The sequence below is a fragment of the Salinispora mooreana genome (genome assembly GCF_000379065.1).
Taxonomy (GTDB): Bacteria; Actinomycetota; Actinomycetes; order Mycobacteriales; family Micromonosporaceae; genus Micromonospora; species Micromonospora mooreana.
Genome location: NZ_KB900614.1, coordinates 574,172 through 592,894, shown reverse-complemented (window position 1 = coordinate 592,894; position 18,723 = coordinate 574,172). Strand labels below are relative to the sequence as shown.

Annotated in this window: 16 protein-coding genes, 1 pseudogene and 1 riboswitch; of the genes and pseudogenes, 7 read left to right on the top strand and 10 right to left on the bottom strand. The window is 70.6% G+C overall.

The features are described 5' to 3' along the window. Positions 1-57 precede the first annotated feature (57 nt). The 3 genes from SALPAC6_RS0102795 (at position 58) to SALPAC6_RS0102785 (ending at position 2,659) form a co-directional block, all read left to right on the top strand. Entirely contained in the window at positions 58-1,077 is a 1,020-nt protein-coding gene (locus SALPAC6_RS0102795) for an NAD(P)/FAD-dependent oxidoreductase (RefSeq protein WP_018251932.1), read from the top strand. A gap of 275 nt (positions 1,078-1,352) precedes the next feature. After that, entirely contained in the window at positions 1,353-1,622 is a 270-nt protein-coding gene (locus SALPAC6_RS0102790; RefSeq protein WP_018251930.1) for a hypothetical protein, read from the top strand. After that, positions 1,622-2,659: a hypothetical protein gene (locus SALPAC6_RS0102785; protein WP_018251929.1), complete on the top strand. Its 1,038-nt coding sequence runs from the start codon at positions 1,622-1,624 to the stop codon at positions 2,657-2,659. The genes SALPAC6_RS0102790 and SALPAC6_RS0102785 overlap by 1 nt, the downstream gene beginning before the upstream one ends. 201 nt (positions 2,660-2,860) lie before the next feature. Here SALPAC6_RS0102785 and SALPAC6_RS0102780 read toward each other — a convergent pair whose 3' ends face one another. Together SALPAC6_RS0102780 and SALPAC6_RS0102775 are read right to left on the bottom strand one after the other, a co-directional pair. Beyond that, positions 2,861-4,006, bottom strand: coding sequence for a site-2 protease family protein (locus tag SALPAC6_RS0102780; protein ID WP_018251928.1), 1,146 nt, complete (start codon positions 4,004-4,006; stop codon positions 2,861-2,863). Positions 4,007-4,149: 143 nt separating this feature from the next. Further along, positions 4,150-5,562 (bottom strand): hypothetical protein, encoded by a 1,413-nt coding sequence (locus tag SALPAC6_RS0102775; protein WP_026189267.1) that lies wholly within the window; start codon positions 5,560-5,562, stop codon positions 4,150-4,152. Between the two features lie 463 nt (positions 5,563-6,025). Here SALPAC6_RS0102775 and SALPAC6_RS0102770 point away from each other — a divergent pair, with 463 nt between their 5' ends. Further along, the gene (locus SALPAC6_RS0102770; RefSeq protein WP_050563479.1) at positions 6,026-7,369 is read left to right on the top strand and encodes a right-handed parallel beta-helix repeat-containing protein; all 1,344 of its coding nucleotides are present in this window, start codon (positions 6,026-6,028) and stop codon (positions 7,367-7,369) included. A 97-nt stretch (positions 7,370-7,466) separates the two neighbouring features. Here SALPAC6_RS0102770 and SALPAC6_RS0102765 read toward each other — a convergent pair whose 3' ends face one another. Beyond that, positions 7,467-8,459 carry a zinc-binding dehydrogenase gene (locus tag SALPAC6_RS0102765; RefSeq protein ID WP_018251925.1) on the bottom strand — a complete coding sequence of 331 codons (993 nt, stop codon included), beginning with the start codon at positions 8,457-8,459 and terminating at the stop codon, positions 7,467-7,469. Between the two features lie 107 nt (positions 8,460-8,566). Then, the gene (locus SALPAC6_RS27105) at positions 8,567-8,779 is read right to left on the bottom strand and encodes a DUF397 domain-containing protein (RefSeq protein WP_080636138.1); all 213 of its coding nucleotides are present in this window, start codon (positions 8,777-8,779) and stop codon (positions 8,567-8,569) included. On the opposite strand from SALPAC6_RS27105, the gene SALPAC6_RS0102755 reads away from it, so the two are divergent. After that, entirely contained in the window at positions 8,764-8,997 is a 234-nt protein-coding gene (locus tag SALPAC6_RS0102755; protein WP_018251924.1) for a hypothetical protein, read from the top strand. The genes SALPAC6_RS27105 and SALPAC6_RS0102755 overlap by 16 nt on opposite strands. A gap of 11 nt (positions 8,998-9,008) precedes the next feature. On the opposite strand, the gene serS is transcribed toward SALPAC6_RS0102755, so the two are convergent. From serS to SALPAC6_RS28635, 3 genes and pseudogenes are all read right to left on the bottom strand, one after another. Then, a complete protein-coding gene (gene serS, locus SALPAC6_RS0102750) occupies positions 9,009-10,292 on the bottom strand; it encodes a serine--tRNA ligase (RefSeq protein ID WP_018251923.1) in 1,284 nt (427 codons plus the stop codon). A 96-nt stretch (positions 10,293-10,388) separates the two neighbouring features. Next, positions 10,389-11,558 carry a saccharopine dehydrogenase family protein gene (locus SALPAC6_RS0102745; RefSeq protein WP_018251922.1) on the bottom strand — a complete coding sequence of 390 codons (1,170 nt, stop codon included), beginning with the start codon at positions 11,556-11,558 and terminating at the stop codon, positions 10,389-10,391. 139 nt (positions 11,559-11,697) lie between these two features. Next, a pseudogene (locus tag SALPAC6_RS28635) lies at positions 11,698-11,796 on the bottom strand (alcohol dehydrogenase catalytic domain-containing protein); the annotation flags it as partial. 289 nt (positions 11,797-12,085) lie between these two features. Here SALPAC6_RS28635 and SALPAC6_RS0102735 point away from each other — a divergent pair. Continuing rightward, positions 12,086-14,893 carry a LuxR C-terminal-related transcriptional regulator gene (locus SALPAC6_RS0102735; RefSeq protein WP_018251920.1) on the top strand — a complete coding sequence of 936 codons (2,808 nt, stop codon included), beginning with the start codon at positions 12,086-12,088 and terminating at the stop codon, positions 14,891-14,893. Positions 14,894-14,958: 65 nt separating this feature from the next. Here the strand turns inward: SALPAC6_RS0102735 and SALPAC6_RS0102730 are convergent, their stop codons facing one another. After that, positions 14,959-15,507: a DsbA family protein gene (locus SALPAC6_RS0102730; RefSeq protein WP_026189265.1), complete on the bottom strand. Its 549-nt coding sequence runs from the start codon at positions 15,505-15,507 to the stop codon at positions 14,959-14,961. A 534-nt stretch (positions 15,508-16,041) separates the two neighbouring features. Between SALPAC6_RS0102730 and SALPAC6_RS0102725 the strand changes: the two genes are divergently transcribed. After that, positions 16,042-16,404, top strand: coding sequence for an STAS domain-containing protein (locus tag SALPAC6_RS0102725; RefSeq protein WP_018251918.1), 363 nt, complete (start codon positions 16,042-16,044; stop codon positions 16,402-16,404). Between the two features lie 73 nt (positions 16,405-16,477). Here SALPAC6_RS0102725 and SALPAC6_RS0102720 read toward each other — a convergent pair whose 3' ends face one another. Further along, positions 16,478-17,548 carry a coiled-coil domain-containing protein gene (locus SALPAC6_RS0102720; RefSeq protein ID WP_033666703.1) on the bottom strand — a complete coding sequence of 357 codons (1,071 nt, stop codon included), beginning with the start codon at positions 17,546-17,548 and terminating at the stop codon, positions 16,478-16,480. A gap of 6 nt (positions 17,549-17,554) precedes the next feature. Beyond that, positions 17,555-17,687: riboswitch (cyclic di-AMP (ydaO/yuaA leader) on the bottom strand. 90 nt (positions 17,688-17,777) lie between these two features. Next, entirely contained in the window at positions 17,778-18,692 is a 915-nt protein-coding gene (locus SALPAC6_RS0102715; RefSeq protein WP_018251916.1) for a cation diffusion facilitator family transporter, read from the bottom strand. Positions 18,693-18,723 lie beyond the last annotated feature (31 nt).

The following is an 18,723-nucleotide window of genomic DNA, read 5'->3' as shown; positions in this document are numbered from 1 at the left end:
AACAGATTTTGCTGTAGCTGCTGGGCTGGGGCACCGTGACCGCGGGAGGTGGTCAGAATGACCGATCAGCTTGAGGAGAGCTACGACGTGGTGGTGGCCGGTGGCGGTGCCGCTGGCCTGAATGGGGCGGTGATGCTCGCCCGGTCGCGCCGATCGGTGGTGGTTCTCGACTCGGGCGCCCCACGGAACGCCCCGGCCGAGGGGGTGCACGGGCTGCTGGGCCGCGAGGACATGCCGCCCGCCGAGCTCCTCCGGCGCGGCCGGGCCGAGGTGTGCGGCTACGGTGGCCACGTCATGACCGCCGAGGTCGCGACCGTGGCCCAGGACGGTGCCGGCTTCGTCGTGACCATGGCCGACGGCCGGTCGGTACGGGCCCGCCGCCTGCTGGTCACCACGGGACTGGTCGACCTGCTACCGAGCATTCCCGGGCTCCGTGAACGCTGGGGCCGAGACGTTCTCCACTGCCCGTACTGCCATGGCTGGGAGGTGCGGGATCAGGCCATCGGCGTGCTCGCCACCGGTCCGAGGTCGGTACACCAGGCTCTGCTCTTCCGTCAGCTCAGCGCCGATGTCAGCTACTTCACCCACATGTCCGCCGGACCCGACGAGGAGCAGGCGGAGCAGCTTCAAGCCCGGGGTGTACGGGTGGTCACCGGCACGGTGGTGGCTCTGGAGACCGCCGACGACCGGCTCGTCGGGGTGCGGCTCGTGGACGGCACGGTCGTACCCCGGACCGCCCTGGGGGTGGGGCCGCGGACGGTGGCGCGGGCCGGGTTCCTGGCGGGGCTCGGGCTGCGGGCGGTCGAGCATCCGAGCGGGCTCGGCGAGCACATTCCGGCCGATCCGACCGGGCGCACCGAGGTGGCGGGGGTCTGGGCGGCGGGCAACGTCACCGACCTGGCAGCCCAGGTGGGGGCGGCCGCGGCCGGCGGCGCGGTCGCCGGAGCCGCGATCAATGCTGACCTGATCGCTGCGGAGACCCAACGGGCGGTCGCCGCCCTGCGGCACCCGTTCTCGGGCCGGTCCGAGGCGCGGGTCGCCGAGCTGGTGGCGGGGGAGGGCCGGCACGGACTGTGACGGCAACGGGGTGCCACGGGGCGGTTCGGGGGAGGAGGCAATCAGGTGCGCGACAGCCGGCCCATCGGCTAGCGGACAGGACACCGGGCACCGCACCGACGCACTGTTATAGCAGGTGAGAGGCGTGGATGGCGGGCCACATCCCGATCCTCGGGCCTGGCGGTGCCAGCAGCGTTCCGGTCGGCACCGCCGCCACCGAGCCCCGGCGCGAGCGTCGTCGCTGACGCGACCCGCGCCGCCGGCCCGCCCCATCCACGCTTGGAAGGAGCCGACCAATGGCTGCTCCCACCGTGACCGTCGCCCTGAACGCGACGGTCTACGCTCCCGGTGATGACATGAGAATGACCGTCACCTACAGCGACGCCGATACCCGGCCGGTGACCGTCACCGTGGTGGTCACCGACGTGCGGGGCCACAGCAGCGCCCCCGCGCAGGTCACCGCGGTCATCGACCCGCTCACCCTCACCGTCGCCGATGACTCCGGTCGCGTCTGGACGAAGCTGTCGGACACCGGTGCGGTGGCCGACTACCGGGCGGTGGCGTGATGCCCCGGGTCACCGTCACGGTGCGCGACTCCGGCGGGCGCACCGCCACCACCACCGCCGACTACCAGGTCGGCTTGCCCGTCCTGGGCGGCTACTACCTCTCCGGCAACCGAAATCCGGTGGCGGACCTGGCGGGCGGGAACATCCGGTCGCTGACCCAGTACCGCAGCTTCGCCGACGGCTACCTCCTCCCGGGGTGGAACAAGCCCTGGTTGACGGAGCTCGGCGCAGCCGGGATGAGGATCAATATGGTGCTGGAGCTGAAGCATTACGGCGCCCCGCACGCCAGAGAGCAGACGTTCCGGGTCAACGGGCGGACGTACACGGTCCCGGCTCCGGCGATGACCATCCAGCAGCGGCCGGGGACGGCCTGGCCCCGGGCATACGGGTACGGCCAAGTGCTCTCCGGGCAGTGCGACGGGCTGTTCGCGCGAGCGCTGTCGCAGTATCAGGAGATGGGCGTGGCGATGAACCTCCAACTCGCCTCGGAACTGGACACCGACCACGAGTTCGGCACCACGGAGGCGGGTAGGGCGTACACCTGGGCGGAGTCCGACGCCCGGGCGGTGGCGGCGTTGACGTACATCGTCACCTGGTTCAAGGCCCGGGGCCTGCCCGCCGACACCACCTTCTCGGTGGGGGCGGGCGGCTTCGACCGGGCCAGCTACCAGCGGACCCACCCGGAGGCGCTGATGGCGAAGCTCGACTTCCTGCAGTGGAACGTCTACGCCACCAGCGCCACGCACACCGCGCTGGCCCGGTTCCGCCGTACCAAAGACTGGGCGGTCGCCGACCTCGGCCCGATCGCCCTCTCCCGCCCGGTCCTGATCGCGGAGTGGGGGGTCCGGTCGGCTGAGCTTCCCGACCAGGCGGCGTGGATCGGGACCGTGCCGGCCGCTGTCGCCGCGCTCAACGCGGAGCGGGGGCCACGCATCGCGCGGACGAACTACTTCAACTCTGGCTGGGGTCGGCTGGTGCCGAAGGACGTCGGCCTGGCCGCGCTCAAGACGGCGTACACCACTCGACCGTACGTCTGAGGGGCCGGTGCGCGCCGCCTGGCTGCGGCTCGGTCAGCGCTGGTGGCCTGGTACGCGGTGGTGGCCCGGGGTGTGGTACCGGGGTCGGCGCTGGCGGCGGTGCCGGGGTGGGCTGGGGGCCCGGCGTGGTCGGTGGCGCCGGAACACGGTGGCTGCTCATCGACCAGGGTTTCCCGGCCTGGCCGGCGGTAACCGCACCCGTCAGGAACCTGGCCGTCCGGCCAACTGCTCCCGCATGCTGCCGCGCTGCGCCGCCCGGCTGATGTCGCTGGGCGACACGATCCCGACCAACCGCCCGTCGTCCACCACGAGCGCCCGCCCGTCGGCGCAGTCGGTGAGCCGGGGGAGGAGTTCGTTGAGCGACTCATCCGGAGCGGCGAGCACCAGTTCGTCGGTGCGACAGGCGACTTCGGCGAGGGTGGTGGTGGACCGGCGGTCGGCCGGTACCCGGCGGACCCGGTCGAGGGTGATCAGCCCGACCGGCCGGTCGTCGGCGACCAACGGCAGCGTCGAGTACCGGTAGGCGAAGAGGTAGTGCTCGATGAAGTCGGCAACGGTCATGTCGCCGGCGGCGGTCTGTGGCTGTGGTGTCATCACGTCGGCGATCCGGATGCCGCTCAGGGCGCTGCCCATCCGGGCCTGCCGCTCCTCCATCGTGGCGGCGCCGATCAGGAACCAACCGATCAGGATCAGCCACAGGCCGCCGAACCCGCCGCCGGCGAAGAGTTGCCAGAATCCCAGGCCAATCAGGAGCGCCCCGAGGACCCAGCCGGCCCGGGCGGCCACCACCGACGCCTTGGTCCGGTCCCCGGTGGCCTTCCAGACCGCCGCCCGCAGCAGCCGCCCGCCGTCGAGCGGGGCGGCGGGCAGCACGTTGAAGACGGCCAGCAGTACGTTGATGCCGGCGAGCCAGGCCAGCGCGCCGAGCCACAGGCCGTCGTAGCCGGTCATCGCCACTCCCGCCGCGATGGCGCCGAAGAAGACACCGATCAGCAGGCTCACCAGCGGACCGATCCCGGCGATGCGTAGCTCTGCGCCCGGGTTCGGCGCCTCGCCCTTGAGCTCGGCGACACCGCCGAAGAGCCACAGCGTGATGCCGCCAACCTCGAGCCCGTTGCGCTTGGCGACGACCGCGTGCGAGACCTCGTGGGCGAGCAGGCCGAGGAAGAAGACCACGGCGGCGGCGAGGCCGGCGAGCAGGTACGCGATCCCGGGCTGGTCCGGGTAGGTGCGGGGGAACTGGTTGGCGGAGAGCGCCCAGGCGATCACCAGGAAGATGACCAGGACACTCCAGTTGACCCCGACTGGTACGCCCACGATCCGGCCGAGCCGGAAGCTTGCCCTCATCTTCCGGTCATACCCCTGGACCCTGTCCCCATGCCAGAGGCGAAAGGGCCACTGTTCGTCGCGAGATCGTACGGGGAGGGGTTGGGTCCCACCGCCGGCCGGCGGTGGGACCCAACCCTCTGGTGTCGTGGGCCGGGGGCAGGTCAGCCCGCGCAGCCCGGGACGTTGACGCAGTTGTTGGGCCGGTTCTTGATCACAACGGTGCCGGTGGCGGTGTTCAGATTCACGGTGCCGCCCGCGATGTTGAGGATGCCCCCGCCGTCGGTGACGGCGGTGTTCTTGACGATTTTGGTGGCGAAGAGGGTGAGGATGGCGTTGTTGTTGTTGAAGACGCCGCCGCCGGTGTCGGCCTGATTTCCGGCGATCCGGGTGTTTCGGAGCACGACCGGGACGGCGAGGTTGCGAATTCCGCCGCCCCGGGGCGCCCTGTTGTTGGTGATTTCACTGTCCTCGATGGTTGCGGCGCTCGCGTTGAGAACGTTCTGAATTTCGAGGCCACCAGCACCATCGCCGGGGGCGTTGTTGTCGGTGAGCTTGACGCGTCGCAGGGTGAGTTGCCCCTCCTCGAAGATGCCGCCCCCCGAGTTCTCCGCGGTGTTGTGGCTGATGGTGGAGTCGGTAACAACGCTGATGGCGGCGAAGTCGCCAATCCCCCCACCGGCTAGCGCTGAGTGGTTGCGGGTGATGCTGCTGTGACTGATGCGCGTGGTCGCATTGTTGATGCTGCCGACTCCGCCGCCGATCGCAAATCCGGTGGCGGTGTTGTTGGTGATGGTGGAGTGTCCGATGGTGAGCAGGCCCGTCATATTCTGGAGGCCGCCAGCGCTGGCCCGTGCAGTGTTCCCACTAACCGTGGAGTGCGTGACGGTGGTCGTGCCGAAGCTGGCCACACCGCCGCCGTTGTTGCCGATGTTCTTTTTGATCACGCTGTGGTTGATCGCGAGGGTGCTGCCGCTGTTGGCGAGGATCCCCCCACCGTCGTCGAACGTTTCGGTTTCGCCACCGGTGATGGTGAGGTGGTTGAGGGTGAGGTCGCCGCCGGCCTCGACGATCAGAATGCGGAATGGGTCGGCGGCGGCGGCGCGTTCGATGGTGGTGTGTGTGCCGCCGTTGAGAGTGATCGGGGTGACGATGGCGGGCAGGCCGGCGCCGCCGAGGTCAGCGGTCAGGAGATAGGTGCAGTCCTTGGCGAGGTCGAGGGTGGCGCCGCCGCGGGCGTTGGCGAGGGTGATCGCGGCGATCAGCGCATCCGCATCGCAGGGGACTGGCGTGCCGCCACCGGGCTTGGCTTTGCCGTCACGGTCGCGCCGGTCGTCGGTCTTGCCGTCACGGTCGCGCCGTGCGTCAGTCTCGCCGCTGCCGCGCTTGCTGTGGTCGTCGGCGGTGGTCCAGGTGTGCCCGGCGGCGTCGGCGGCGGGGGCGGCGGCGACGCCGACGGCGCCGATGGCGAGGCCGGTCACCCCGGCCATCCCGGCTGCCCACCAGCGTCGCCGTGACCTCCGCCGGTCCCCGTTCCGGCGGTCGGCTTCGGGTTCGTGGGTGTCCTGATGGTTCATTGCGGTGTCGTGTCCTTCCCCGTCAGCGACGAAGACCGGCCATCGGGCGGACCGGGTGGCCTCCTCGGCGACCGAATCGTTGGTAGCAGCCACCCGCACGCTAGCCCTGCGATGACGGTAAAGAGACATGAAACCGAAAACATGCTCAAAACGGACGGCGGCTGTTGGCGTGGTGATGGTCAGCTTCGGGGGTCTGACGCTGTAGGTGCCTTGTACCGATATGAGGAACTTTGTGGTGAAAGTACCTCATCATTCGGTTTGTTCGACTTTAACTGCTGGTGCGGCTGGACGGCCGCCCCACCGCTTCGCCAGGAGCGCGGACCGACCGACACGAAGGTAGATCACGATGCCGGACCAAGCACGGCCACCAGGACGAGTCCGTCGCCGGCGGCTCGCCCGGACGGCGACGGCGCTGGGAGTAGCGACTCTCGCTGGCTTTGCGACCGTGGCCGCCACCGGATCCATAAGCCTCGCCCAAGCGCCCGGGGCGCTTGGGCGAGCCGCCCCAGCGGAGAGCGACGGCGGTGACGCCTTCGGTAGGGGCGGCCCGGAGCGGCACCGAAACGGCTCCGCCGACGGCGACGGGGGTGGTGACATGAGCACCGTCGGCAACCCGGGCTGGAAGCGTGATGGCCACGGTGACGGGAAGGACAAGGGCACCCCGGTGCCCTGCGACCCCAACGCGCTGATCGCCGCGATCACCGCGGCGAACCAGGCCGGCGGCGGCACCCTACGCCTCGCCGAGAAGTGCGTCTACACCCTCACCATCAACCAGGACGACAACGGACTACCCCAGGTCTTCCAACCCATCACCATCTACGGCCAGGGCGCCACCATCATCCGGGCCGCCGCCGCCGACAACTTCCGCATCTTCGAGGTCACCACCGGCGGCGACCTCACCCTCAAAGACCTCACCGTCGCTGGTGGACAGATTGCGGACGCCGACGGCGGCGGCATCACCGCTGGCGAAGGCACCCGACTGACCCTCGAACGGGTAACCGTTCGCGACAACATCGCCACTGGCGCGACTAGCGAAGGTGGTGGAATCTACAGCGACCGGAGCAAGGTCACGATCACCAAGAGCACCATCACCCGCAACACTGTGGGCGGCGACGGCGGCGGCTTCTTCAACGACAACGCCGCTGTCTTGATCAGCAAGTCGAAGGTAACCCACAACACCGCCGGCGACGAAGGTGGCGGGCTGGTCAACGACGACGGCAACGCGACCGTTGACCACGTCGTGATCAGCGACAATACCGCGGTCAACGGCGGCGGCGTGCATGGCGACGGCGACCTCACCGAGATCACCAAGAGCACCATCACCCGCAACACCGCCAGCGGACTCGGCGGCGGCATCTACGACGACGGCGACGAATCCCTCCTGCTCCAGCACGTCACAGTCGCCGACAACACGGCCACCTCCGGCGGCGGGCTCTACCTCGTTGAGGACATCGGCGCCACCATCGAGGACAGTAAGATCGTGTACAACACCGCCACCAGCGGTGACGGCGGCGGCATCGCCATCGTCGGCGTGGAAGACGGCGACCCCGTGGTGGCCCTGCGCCGCACCACCGTCTCCGGCAACCAAGCAACCGGAGCCGCCGGCGGCATCTTCTTCAACCCATTCAGTGACACCACCGTCCTCACCCTCACCGACGTCCGCGTCACCGACAACCTCGCCCAAAACGAGCCCGGCGGCGTCTACAACAACGGCGTGATCACCGTCTTCGGCGACGTCACGATCATCAACAACCGACCCACCAACTGCATCGGCAGCCCCAACCCCGTACCAACCTGCTTCGGCTGACCGACCCAGCAAGCTGACGCCCCCGGCAATCGCCGGGGGCGTCAGCCGTGGAAGCAGCACCCACGGGGAAGCGGGCTGACGCACGCGGTCACGCCAGCTACTGGGCGGCCGATCGCCCCGACTGGTCGCCGATCAGCAACAGCGACTTGCCGACCGTGGCCCGCATGGCCAGTGCGCGGTGGGCGTCAGCGGCCTGTTCCAGCGGGTAGGTGGCGCCGATCGCCGGGTGCATGCGTCCCTGCACGGTCCACTCCAGGGCCAGGCCCAACAGTTCGCGTACGGCCTGCGGGTCCGGCGGGCCGTCCAACAGCGGTGCGAATGTCCGGATGCCGCGGCCCGCGGCCGAATCGGGGTCCGGGGCCGCGAAGCCGTCGGCGGTGCCGTAGGTGACGAACCGTCCACCGTCGGCGACCGTATCCAGGGTGGCTGTGCCGGTTGGGCCACCAGCCCCGTCATAGCCCAGCGCGACACCGCCGCCTGTTGCTTCCCGCACCTGATCAATCCAGTCCGGCCTGGTGTAGTCGACAGCGATCTCCGCGCCCAGTTGGCGGGCCAGCGCCAGCTTGGCGTCAGTGGAAGCGGCGGCCACCACCCGCGCTCCGGCGTTGACGGCTAGCTGCACCAGCAGTGATCCGGCCCCACCAGCGGCAGCGGAGACCAGCACCCATTCTCCTTTTTGTGGTGTGCCCAGTTGGTCCAGGCGGAGCGCGGTCACGCCGTCGTGCACCAGCGCCGCGGCTGCCTCGATGGCCAGGCCGTCGGGAACTGGCAGGACTTCCCCGACGTGCGCGGCGACTCGTTCGGCGTAGCCGGTGCTGGTCTGTCCGGCTACCCGCCGGCCAATCCATGCCGGGTCCACCCCGTCGCCGGTCTGCACCACTACGCCTGCTCCGCCGCCACCCGGCACATACGGCAACGTGCGGGGGAAGAAGTCCTGTCCCCAGCCGCTGCGCAGCAGGGTGTCGAGGAAGATGACGTCCGCCGCGGCCAGGGCGACGACAATTTGGCCGGGGCCGGGCACCGGGTCGGGCAGTTCCGCAGGCGACAGCACCTCTGGACCACCGAATGCGGTTACCTGGATTGCGCGCATGTGTAAGTAGCACCCCTTTGGGACAGACAGCATCCCGACCAGGGTTCAACCTAAACCTCGGTTTAGGTCAAGTCACCCGCTCCGACTGTCCCACGTCGCCCCACCGCCTACGAAGTGGCAGGGTTAGTTTCAGCGGCCCAGTGCCCTGCCTTGACCCCTGCTACGAAGGTGGCCCAGGCACTTGGGTCGAAAGCCAGTGTCGGGCCGGCTGGATCTTTGCTGTCGCGTAGTCCGATGACACCGGGGAGGTTGTCGGCGACCTCGACGTACTCGCCGCCGTTGTTGCTGCGGCTCGACTTGCGCCATGCTGCACCGGTCAGCGGTGGTGCTCTCCGCCCAGCGGCTCGCCCGAGTGGTGGCGCACTGGGCGCACGTGCTGCCGCAGCTCGACCCGGGCGGGAGCACTGTCTCGGCCGAGGACGACCAGTACGTGCAGCACTGGATCTTCTGTGATCGGCTCATCGTGCCTGTCGGGCTACGCTGCCGGCTCCGGCCCGACCACGCCGGGGCCTGTGCCCGGCATGGTCGACGGCGGTGATCCCGGCGTTCTCAGCGCGGGGTGAGGCGGTCGGTGCCGAGGCGGTCCCGCAGCACCTCCGGCACCAGGACGCTCCCGTCGGGCTGCTGGAACTGCTCCAGGATTGCCGGGAACAGGCGGCTGGTGGCCAGCGCCGAGCCGTTCAGCGTGTGCACGAAGCGGGTCTGTTTGCCACCCGGCTCGCGGTAGCGGATCCCCGCCCGCCGGGCCTGGTAGTCACCGCCCCAGGAGACCGACGAGACCTCCTTGTACTTTCCGGTGCTCGGCATCCAGACCTCGATGTCGAGGGTCTTGCGCATCGCGGCGCTCGAGTCGCCGGCCGCGAGCAGGCTGCGCTGGTAGTGCAGGCCCAACCGCTCCACCAGGCCCTCGGCGTGGGTGACCATCGCCTCCAACGCCGCGTCGGCCTGCTCCGGCAGGACGAACTGGAAGATCTCCACCTTGTTGAACTGGTGGCCGCGCACGGTGCCGCGCTCGTCCGAGTGCGACCCGGCCGCCTCCCGGCGGTAGCACGGGGTGTACGCGAACACCTTCAGCGGCAGCTTCGTGGTGTCCAGGATCTCGTTCTGGTACGCCCCGAGGATCGCCGTCTCGGCGGTCGGCAGCAGGAACTGACCACGGGGGGCGGACTGCCGCCCCAGGTGGTATACGTCGTCATAGAACTTGGGGAACTGCCCGGCGGCGAAACCGGCGGTCTCCAGCAGCAGGTGCGGCGGGAGCAGGAACTCGTAGCCGGCCGCGATGTTCTGGTCGATCAACCAGTTGACCAGCGCCCACTCCAGCCGAGCGCCCAGGCCGGTGTACATCCAGAAGCCGGAGCCGCCGAGCTTCACGCCCCGCTCGTGGTCAACCAGGCCCAACAGTCGGCTCAGCTCGACGTGGTCGCGCACCTTCTCGATCGCCGGTGGCTCGCCGAAGGTCTTCACCACCCGGTTGGCCTCCTTGCCGCCGGGTACCACGTCCTCGGCGGGCAGGTTCGGCAGCTCGCTCATCCGAGCCCGGAGCTGTTCCTGCACCTGGCCCAGCTCGGTCTCCAACTCGGCGAGTTGCCGACGACCGGCCTCGGCCACCGTCGGCTCCGGCTCGCGGCCGGCCCGCTTGGCCTCCGCGTACGCCCGAGCTTCCGCCTTGCGGCGCTGCCGCTCGCCGTCGATCTCGGAGATCAGACTGCGCCGCTGCTGGTCAAGCTGCGACAGCTCCTCCAGCGCCTGACTCACCTCCGCCGGGTCCAGTCGCTTGGCCAGCGCGGACGCCACCGCGTCGCGATCTTTCCGGATCAACTCCATGTCGAGCATGCTGCTCCGTACGCCTCCGTCCGGATGTCAGGTGGACCATCAGATGCTACCGTCGCGGGCCCATCGCCCCCGGCCTGCCCTCAGCGTCGGCGCCTACTACCGCATACGGAATGTGATTCCGGCGCGTTGGAGCCGGTCCAGCAGCGCGTCGCCCATCGCCGTGACCGGGGTGACCTGGCCGTTGGTCGGGGGGAGATCGTCCAGGGCGAGGCAGAGCGCCGACTCGGCGAGCATCTTCGCTGTCTCGTCGTAGCCAGGGTCACCGCCCGCCACCTCGGTGCGCACCTGTTGCCCGCCGCTCTCGGCGAGGAACTGCAGCTGGAACCAGGAGCGGGCCCGTTGTTCGGGGCTCGGGCCCTGCCCGGGGCTGACCCGACCGAACAGCCATCGCCGGGTCGGCGGCAGCTTTACCAGTCCCGTCACGGCGGCAATTCCGGCCGCCCCGGCGAGCAGGGTCGGTAGCCGCCGTACCGCCGCGAAGTGCCGGTAGCGGAAGTCCGGCCCGTACTCCGGGCGGGCGGCTGCCGAGCGGCGTACCACCTGGGGGTCGATCGTCGGCAGCGGCACCACCCACATGCCGAGCTCGGGGGAGCGGGCGGTCCGGCCGGACACCGCCCGGGCCCGACGGCCCTCCGGTCGCGGCTCGACCGCCCGCCGGGCCGCGGCGGCCCGGCTCGCCTCGCCGGTCCGCGAGAACGCGGTCAGGACCGAGCGGTACGTGCCGCCGGAGAAGCGTCCCCCAGCCCGGACGAAGCCGTCAACGCTGATCGGCGCGTCCGCCGGGAGCTGCTTGAGCGTGAACCAGACACCCAGGTCGTACGGGATCGAGTCGAAACCGCAGGTGTGCACCAGGCGGGCACCGGTGCGGACCGCCGTCTCGTGGTGTCGTACGTACATCAGGTCGACGAACTCCGGTTCGCCGGTGATGTCCAGGTAGTCGGTGCCCGCCGCGGCGCAGGCGGCCACCAGCGGCTCGCCGTGGTGGGTGTACGGGCCCACCGTGGAGGCGACCACCCGGGCGTGCTCGGCCACCGTCAGCAGTGACGCGGAGTCGGTGACATCGGCGGTGAGCAGCGGCAGCTCAGCCAGGGCTGAATCGATAACGGCGAGTCGACTCCGGACGGCGGCGAGCTTGTCCGGGTTCCGCCCAGCCAGCGCCCACCGCAGCTCCGGGGGCGCGTGTCGGGCCAGGTATTCGGCGGTCAGGCTTCCGGTGAAGCCGGTGGCGCCGAACAGGACGAGGTCGTACGTCCGCTCCGGAGGCATCCGCTGAGTCTGCCACCTGAGGCGCTCATCCGGCAGGGGGTAAATCCGGACTGAAGACGGTCCGGACGCAGCCGTCCTGTCGGTCCCGGCACAGCGCGTACCCGCGCGCCCCTCCTCCAGCGGCAGCGGTGGGTGGCCAGGTGGAGCTGACCACCACCCGGTCGCCGACCCGGTGTCGGTGTACCTGCGGCCCCACCGCGACGACCTCGCCCAGGAACTCGTGCCCGAGCACATCCCCCCGTCGGACGGATCCGCGCCGCCAACTCGGTGCCCCGGCCCGCGGGTGCGGGTTAGCTGTCTACCTGGATGGCGCGGCCGAGTCGGCGAAGCGGCTCCGGCCGTCGCCCGCCGGGCAGCACCTCGTTGGGCGGCCGGTGGACCGTCACCACCTCCGCCCCAGGTCTGACGCCCTTCCTGCCAACATCGGCTCAGCCTGGGTGAAACGGGTTCCCCCGGAAGGGGTGAACCGCCACCCGGCCGGGTAACGGCAGGACCTGGGGGAGAACGTGTCCGATGGGGGTGGGGCGATGCCGGAGGAGCGACGGCAGACCACGGTCGCCACGGAGCCGGGCACGCCACTACTGGCCTCCCGGTTGACCCCGGGTCAACTGCCCGGACCGGTGGTGCTCCGGCCCCGGCTGTTGCGGCGGCTCGACGAGGGGACCGCCGTACCGGTGACTCTTGTCGCCGCGCCGGCGGGCTGGGGCAAGACGACGGTGCTCACCTCCTGGTATCAGGCCGCCACCGGCGGCGACCCGGTGCGGGGCGGTCCGGTGACCCGCGCTGCCAACGGGGGCGGTGCCGGGTCGCCGACGAGCGTTGGGGCGGGGGAGCCGGACCCGTCGGAGTGGGGGACCGGCCGCGACCGGCCGGACCTGGGTTGGGTATCGGTGGAGGCCGGTGACGACGGCGAGCGTTTCTGGTCGTATCTGGCGGCGGCGCTGTGGCCCGCGGTGGGGCCGCAGCGATCGGCGGCGCTGGACGGCCCGCCCCGTCCAGACCAACTGGAGGTACTGGCCGCGGCACTTGCCGCCCGGGAACGTCCGGTGCTGCTGGTCCTGGACGACCTGCACCGGATCACCGACCCGGCGGCGATCGCCGGATTGGAGTTCCTGCTCCGCCACTGTGAGCAGCGGCTGCGTCTGGTGGCCGCAGCGCGCGCCGGGGTGCCGCTGGCGGTGCACCGGTGGCGGCTGGCCGGCGAACTGACCGAACTCGGTCCAGACGACCTGGCCTTCACCGCTGACGAGGTCGCCGACCTGCTGACCGCGCATGGGACGGCCCTTCCGGCGGAGGGGGTCCGGCGGCTGCGCGAGCGCACCGGTGGTTGGCCGGCGGCGCTCCGGTTCGCCGCGCTCGCCCTGCCCGGGCAGCCAGACCCGGCCCGGTGGGTGGGGCAGCTCGGCGGCGACCAGCCGGACATCGCCGGCTACCTGCGAGAGGAGATCCTTGGCGGGCTGGATCCGGGTGATCGGGAGCTGCTGCGGAGCACGGCGGTGGCGAACGCCGCCTGTGCTGGCCTCGCCAATGCGGTGACCGGTCGCTCGGACACCGGGGCGAGGCTGGCCGAGTTGGCCGGCGTTGGCGGTGTCCTGCGGCACAACGACGGCCGTCCCCCCTGGTACCACTGCCATCCGCTCCTGGCCGACCTGCTCCGCGACGAGCTGACCCGGCTGCCCGCCGGTGACGTGCGGGAGCTGCACCGGCGCGCCGCCAGTTGGTACGCCGACAACGGGCGGCCCGCCGACGGCCTGCGGCACGCGCTCGTGGGCGGCGACTGGGCCGGGGCCACCGAGCTGTTCCTGACGACCTGGCCGGAGCTGGCGCCGTACGACCGGGAGTGTTCGGTCGCGCCACCGCCACCACCCGTCGAGACTGTGGCGCGGGATCCGGAGCTGGCCCTGGCGTGCGCGGCGGAGCGGGCATACGCGGGGGACCTCTCGGCCGCCGAGGGGTATCTGCGTTTGGCCGGGGCGGCGGGTGAACTGCCGGTGCCCCGACGGGAGCGCTTCGCGCGGTTGGCCGCCGCGGTGGAGCTCGCGGTGGTCCGTTGGTCCGACGACATTCCCGCGGTGCGCGCCACTGCCGCCCGGTTGCTCGCCACCCACTCGGCGGCGCGGGCAGCCGGGGGACAGGGCCGGCCCCCAGCCGCTTCGGCCGTCACCGAGCCGCGCGGCACCACCGTCGAGGATGCCGACGGGCGGGCTGTGGCGGGCACCGCGCTCGGCCTGGTCGATGTCGCCGCCGGCGAGCTGTGCAGCGCGGAGCGACAGCTTGCGGCGGCGTCCCTGGCTGCCCGGAACGCCGGATGGGTGCGAACCGAGCTGGCCGGTGCCAGCCGGGTGGCGCTGCTGCACGCGATCCGCGGTGAACTGCGGCGGGCGGAGACGGGGGCCCGTTCCGCGCTCGCCCTCCCGCCCGGCCAGGGGTGGTCCTGCCGGACCGACTGCGGGTACGCGTACCTGGCGCTGGCCATGGTGGCGCTGCTGCGGGACCAGCCGGAGGAGGCGGCGGCGAATCTGGCGTTGGCGGAGCCGGCGACCGTGGAGCCCGCTGCCGCGGCGGTGATGGCGTTGTGTCGATCCCACCTGTTACGGGACGTCGGTGACCTTGCTGGTGGGTACCGATTGCTCGCCGCCGCCCGGGAGCAGCCGGGGGCTCCCCGGGGGGAGCTGGACCGGTGGCTGCGGGCTGCCGAGGCCGACCTGCGTGCGGCGCGGGGTGACCTGGACACCGCCCGGGCGCTGCTCGCCGGGGCGGACCCCGAACTCGCGGTTGGCCTCGCTCGGGTGGAGCTGCGGGCCGAAGCCGACCGGGCGGCCGAGGGGGTCCTGCCCGATTGGCAGACGGCCACGGCGGCGGACTGGCCGTTGCCGGTGCGGGTCGAAGCCGCGGTGCTGAGCGCGGTGCTGGCCGAGCGGGCGGGGGATGGCCGACGGGCGCACCGAATCCTGGAGGTCGCCCTGGACCTGGCCGGCGTGGAGGGGATCCGGCGGCCGTTCACGCACGGCGCCCCGGAGGCAGGGGACCTGCTGGCAGCCCATCTGGACTCCGGTACGGCCCACTGGTCGGTGGTGAGCGAGCTGGTACGTGGGGCGGGGGAGCCGGAGGAACGGGCCGGGCCTGCCGGGGCTGCGCTGGCCGAGCCGCTGACCGAGCGCGAGGTGACCATCCTGCGCTACCTGCAGAGCATCCTCTCCAACGTGGAGATAGCGGCCGAGCTGTCGTTGTCGATCAACACGGTGAAGACGCACGTACGCAACATCTATCGCAAACTCGACGCCACCCGCCGCCGTGAGGCCGTCCGCCGGGCTCGGGATCTGCGGCTGATCTGAGCGGCGGTCCCAGACCGCGTCCGGCTCGCGGTTCCGTCCGGGCCAGCACCGGCGCAGCGCGCCGGTCATTCCCGGCAGGCGGCGTCAACCGCTGCCAGCAGGTCGGCGAGGTCGTACCCGCCGTTGTGTCGGGCACCGTTGACGAACAGGGTCGGGACGGCCTCCACGCCACTGCGGATACCGCCGACGAAGTCTCGCCGGACCCGGTCGCCGTAGGTCTGCTCTTCGGTCTCGGCGTCGATTTCGGCGGCGGAGAGGCCGAGCTGTCCGACGCTGAGTGAGAGGTGCACGGGGTCGAGCTGGTCCTGGTGTTCGTACAACCAGTCGTGCATCTCCCAGAACCGTCCCCGGGCGCCGGCTGCCTCGGTGGCATGGGCAGCGTTCTCCGCGTACGGGTGCAGGTTGGAGATCGGGAAGTGTCGGTAGACCAGCCGGACCGTGTCGGCCCGCTGGCGGAGCAGTTCGGTGAGGTTGGCGTAGGCCACCCCGCAGAACTGGCACTGGAAGTCCGCGTACTCGACGAGCGTCACCGGCGCGTCCACCGGTCCCCGTACGTGGTCGCTCTCCGTCACCGGGGTTCGGAGGAGTGGGGTGACCTGGTGTGGGGTCGTCATCACCGCACCACCCAACAGTTGCCGCGTGCCGACCAGGTCGGCACGTTCGGATTGGTCATGCCTCCCACTGTCGCTGGTGGTGGGGTGAGGGCGGCTCACCCGGCCCGGATGGTTCTCGACCCGAAGTGTCGGCGCGACGAGCGGTGGTGGGCCGGCGGAGGAACCCCTGCCAGCGACCACGCCGGGCGGCCGAGGTCTCCGCGTTTCGTCGCATCGGGCCGCTACATTGGGCCGTGACTGATTCGGGTCTCGGGCACTCTGGCCCTTGACTGTTTGGGTTGAGAGCTGTTCGGGTTGAGAACTATTCGGGTTGTGAGCTGTTCTCGGATGGGAGATGGTCGGATTGGGGGCTGTTTCAGTTAAAAGGCAGCTCCGTAACCGGAGGGTGAAATATTCGGATAAGAGTGGCCTGGTATTCGAACCCCAAGAATTGCTCATCCCAGGGGGTGGCGACCGAGTGCGTCGGAGGAATACTCTCGGTCGCGGCCCGCGTACTGATGAGGTGCCTGTTGGTGGGCGAGTGGAGGTGCTCATGTGAGCCTGTCGATCGTTAAGGCGGTCCTACCCGGGAGCGTCCTGGAGATCTCGCCGCGTGGTGAGATCGATGTCGATACCGCGTACGAGGTGCGTGAGGCGGTCGCTGAGGTCCTGGCCAAAGGACGTCCTCGCCGCATTGAGTTGAACATGCGGCTGGTGACCTTCATCGACTCTGTCGGCATCAGCGCGATGGTCGCCGGCTTCCAGACCGCAGAGGTGAGCGGCGTGAAGCTGGTGGTGACCGAGCCGAGCCGATTCGTGCACCGGCAGCTCTGGGTTGCCGGTCTACTCGGTCTTTTCGGCGCCCCCGAGCCCTACATCGAGGGGGCGACGGCCCCGGAGGTCCTGCCGGGGGCCTGAGTCAGCGCATCCCGGGCGGTGTTCGGGTCGAGAGCTGTTCGCCAGCGGACGGCTCCCGGCCCGAACACCCGGGTTAGTAGACCGACAGGTGCACGTGGTTGGTGTGGTCGCTGGATGGGTCGCCGGCGGCCCCGCTGTACGACTGCCACCCACTGCTGGGCAGCCAGATCTGCCGATACCAGATCACGTAGAGCACCGCGAGTTGGTCGGCGTTGTCCACCAGGAACGCCGCCAGGTTGTTGCCGTATGTGCGGTCGCCGCCGGTGGCATCTCCGCCGAAGCCGTCCGGTTGAGCGGCGAAGTCGCAGGCCCGGCCCTTTGGGTGTTCGCCGGAACTGCCGGAGCGGAAACAGGACACGTAGCGGGTGAAACCGGCCGCCTTGGCCTCGTTCAGCGCATGCAGGGTTCGCGGGGTAATGCAACCATCCGCCGGGGTGGGATCATTGACGCTGCACGTCTCGGTCGGCCAGGAGCCATCCGGGTTGCGTGGGGCCGGGGCCGCCGAGGTCGAGTTCTGGGTGGTGCTGGTGTTGGTGGGGGCGGCTGCGGCGCGGGCCTGCTCATTGGCGACCGTCAGCGCCTTCTCCGCCTGTTGTTTGCGTTTGGCCATCAGCGCCTCTTGCTTGCGCTGTTCGATGATCTCGGCCTCGACCGCGCGGGTGTCCTGGGTGATCTGCTCCTGAATTTCCTGCAACTCCCGTAGGGTCTGGTTTTCGTTCGCGACTACTGCCTCCAGCGCGGCGGCGCGGTCCAGAAAGTCCGCCGGTGAGGTGTTGTCGAGTAGCACCGACGCCGTACGCAGCGGACCGGTGCGATACGCCTGGTCGGCGATCTGCTCCACCAGCTCGGTGTGCTCGGCGTGCTCGACCCGGGTGGTCTTGAGTTGGGCGGTGAGTTGCTGCTGCCGCTGCACCGACTCGGCCAGCGCCCGTTTGGCGTCCAGGTATCCCTTGCTGGCTGCCTCGAGATCGGCGCGAAGGGCAGGGGTGCCGCCCTCCGGGTCGTCGGTCACCGCGTTCTGGCGGGCGGAGGGGGCGGCTACCGCGGGGCCGGCCGGGGCGAGGCCGGCGCTGAGGGTGAGCGCCACGATGATCAGGGCCGCCACTCGGGCGGCGCGGTGTCGTACGAGTGCCACTGCTGGCATATGCAGATGTCCTTCCGTCAACCCACCGACCGGGTTAGCTGACGGGTTCGGGACGGAAGATCCCTACCGCTGACGCGGATGCACCCCAGGTACCTGGTTCCCCGGCTCACCCTGGCGGGTGATTAGGCGGCGGCCCCGCCGGCACCGAGGGGTGCCGCCTGGCGCAGGCCGGCTCAGAGCCTAGCCGGTGCTCCTGAGGCGGGTGTACCCGGCAGTTGAGCCGGGATTGCTACCACTCGACGGACCCGCAGTCCCCACTGTTCGGCCCCGACTCGACCTGTAGCGTCGCGTGCTCGATCCGGAAGTCCTCCTTCAGCGCGGACCGGGCGGCTCCGAGGACCGCGCCGACGTCGGCGGTGGGGGCGACGGTGAGGTGCGCGGAGGTTACCTCCATGCCGGAGGTGAGGGTCCAGATGTGCAGGTCGTGCACCCCGCTCACCCCGGGTACGGCGATCAGCCGGTCGTGCACCGTGGTGACCTTGAGGTGCTCCGGCGCGGCCTGGACCAGGATGCGTAGAGCTGCCCGGCCGAGCCGCCAGGTCCGCGGCAGGATGAACACCCCGATCGCCACAGCTACCAGCGGATCAGCCCACCGCCAGCCGGTGCCGGCGATGACCAGTGCGGCCGCGATCACACCGAGGCTGCCGAACAGGTCGCCCAGCACCTCGAGGTAGGCGCCCTGGATGTTGATGCTCTCCTGTGCGCCCGGGCGGAGCAGCGCGAAGGCGACGATGTTGGCGAGCAGGCCCAGCACGGCCACGACCAACATGGGCCCGGTGCTTACCTCGGGCGGATCGCCGAAGCGGCGGACGGCCTCCACCAGCACATAGACCGAGACGGCGGAGAGCAGCAGGGCGTTGGCGAGGGCGGCCAGCACCTCCAACCGGTAGAGCCCGAAGGTGCGCTGCGGATCCCCACCGCGGCGCCGGGTGGCGGTCAGCGCGGCGAGAGCCATGCCGATCCCGAGGACGTCGGTGAACATGTGCCCGGCGTCGCTGAGCAGGGCCAGTGATCCGGTACGGAGGGCGGTCACCGCCTCCGCCACCATCAGGGCGGCAAGCAGGGCGAAAGCGGCCCAGAGGCGCCCCCGGTGCCGCTGCCCCGCGTTGGCCACCGCCCCGTGGTGGTCATGTGCTGCACCCACTCGGACACCTTCCGCCGGCTGTGGCGGCCCT

Excerpts from the sequence above, each read along its gene's own strand:
- SALPAC6_RS0102795 (WP_018251932.1), top strand. The coding sequence starts at position 58 with ATGACCGATCAGCTTGAGGAGAGCTACGACGTGGTGGTGGCCGGTGGC.
- SALPAC6_RS0102790 (WP_018251930.1), top strand. The coding sequence starts at position 1,353 with ATGGCTGCTCCCACCGTGACCGTCGCCCTGAACGCGACGGTCTACGCT.
- SALPAC6_RS0102785 (WP_018251929.1), top strand. The coding sequence starts at position 1,622 with ATGCCCCGGGTCACCGTCACGGTGCGCGACTCCGGCGGGCGCACCGCC.
- SALPAC6_RS0102780 (WP_018251928.1), bottom strand. The coding sequence starts at position 4,006 with ATGAGGGCAAGCTTCCGGCTCGGCCGGATCGTGGGCGTACCAGTCGGG.
- SALPAC6_RS0102775 (WP_026189267.1), bottom strand. The coding sequence starts at position 5,562 with ATGAACCATCAGGACACCCACGAACCCGAAGCCGACCGCCGGAACGGG.
- SALPAC6_RS0102765 (WP_018251925.1), bottom strand. The coding sequence starts at position 8,459 with ATGCGCGCAATCCAGGTAACCGCATTCGGTGGTCCAGAGGTGCTGTCG.
- SALPAC6_RS0102755 (WP_018251924.1), top strand. The coding sequence starts at position 8,764 with ATGCTGCACCGGTCAGCGGTGGTGCTCTCCGCCCAGCGGCTCGCCCGA.
- serS (WP_018251923.1), bottom strand. The coding sequence starts at position 10,292 with ATGCTCGACATGGAGTTGATCCGGAAAGATCGCGACGCGGTGGCGTCC.
- SALPAC6_RS0102745 (WP_018251922.1), bottom strand. The coding sequence starts at position 11,558 with ATGCCTCCGGAGCGGACGTACGACCTCGTCCTGTTCGGCGCCACCGGC.
- SALPAC6_RS0102735 (WP_018251920.1), top strand. The coding sequence starts at position 12,086 with ATGCCGGAGGAGCGACGGCAGACCACGGTCGCCACGGAGCCGGGCACG.
- SALPAC6_RS0102730 (WP_026189265.1), bottom strand. The coding sequence starts at position 15,507 with ATGACGACCCCACACCAGGTCACCCCACTCCTCCGAACCCCGGTGACG.
- SALPAC6_RS0102720 (WP_033666703.1), bottom strand. The coding sequence starts at position 17,548 with ATGCCAGCAGTGGCACTCGTACGACACCGCGCCGCCCGAGTGGCGGCC.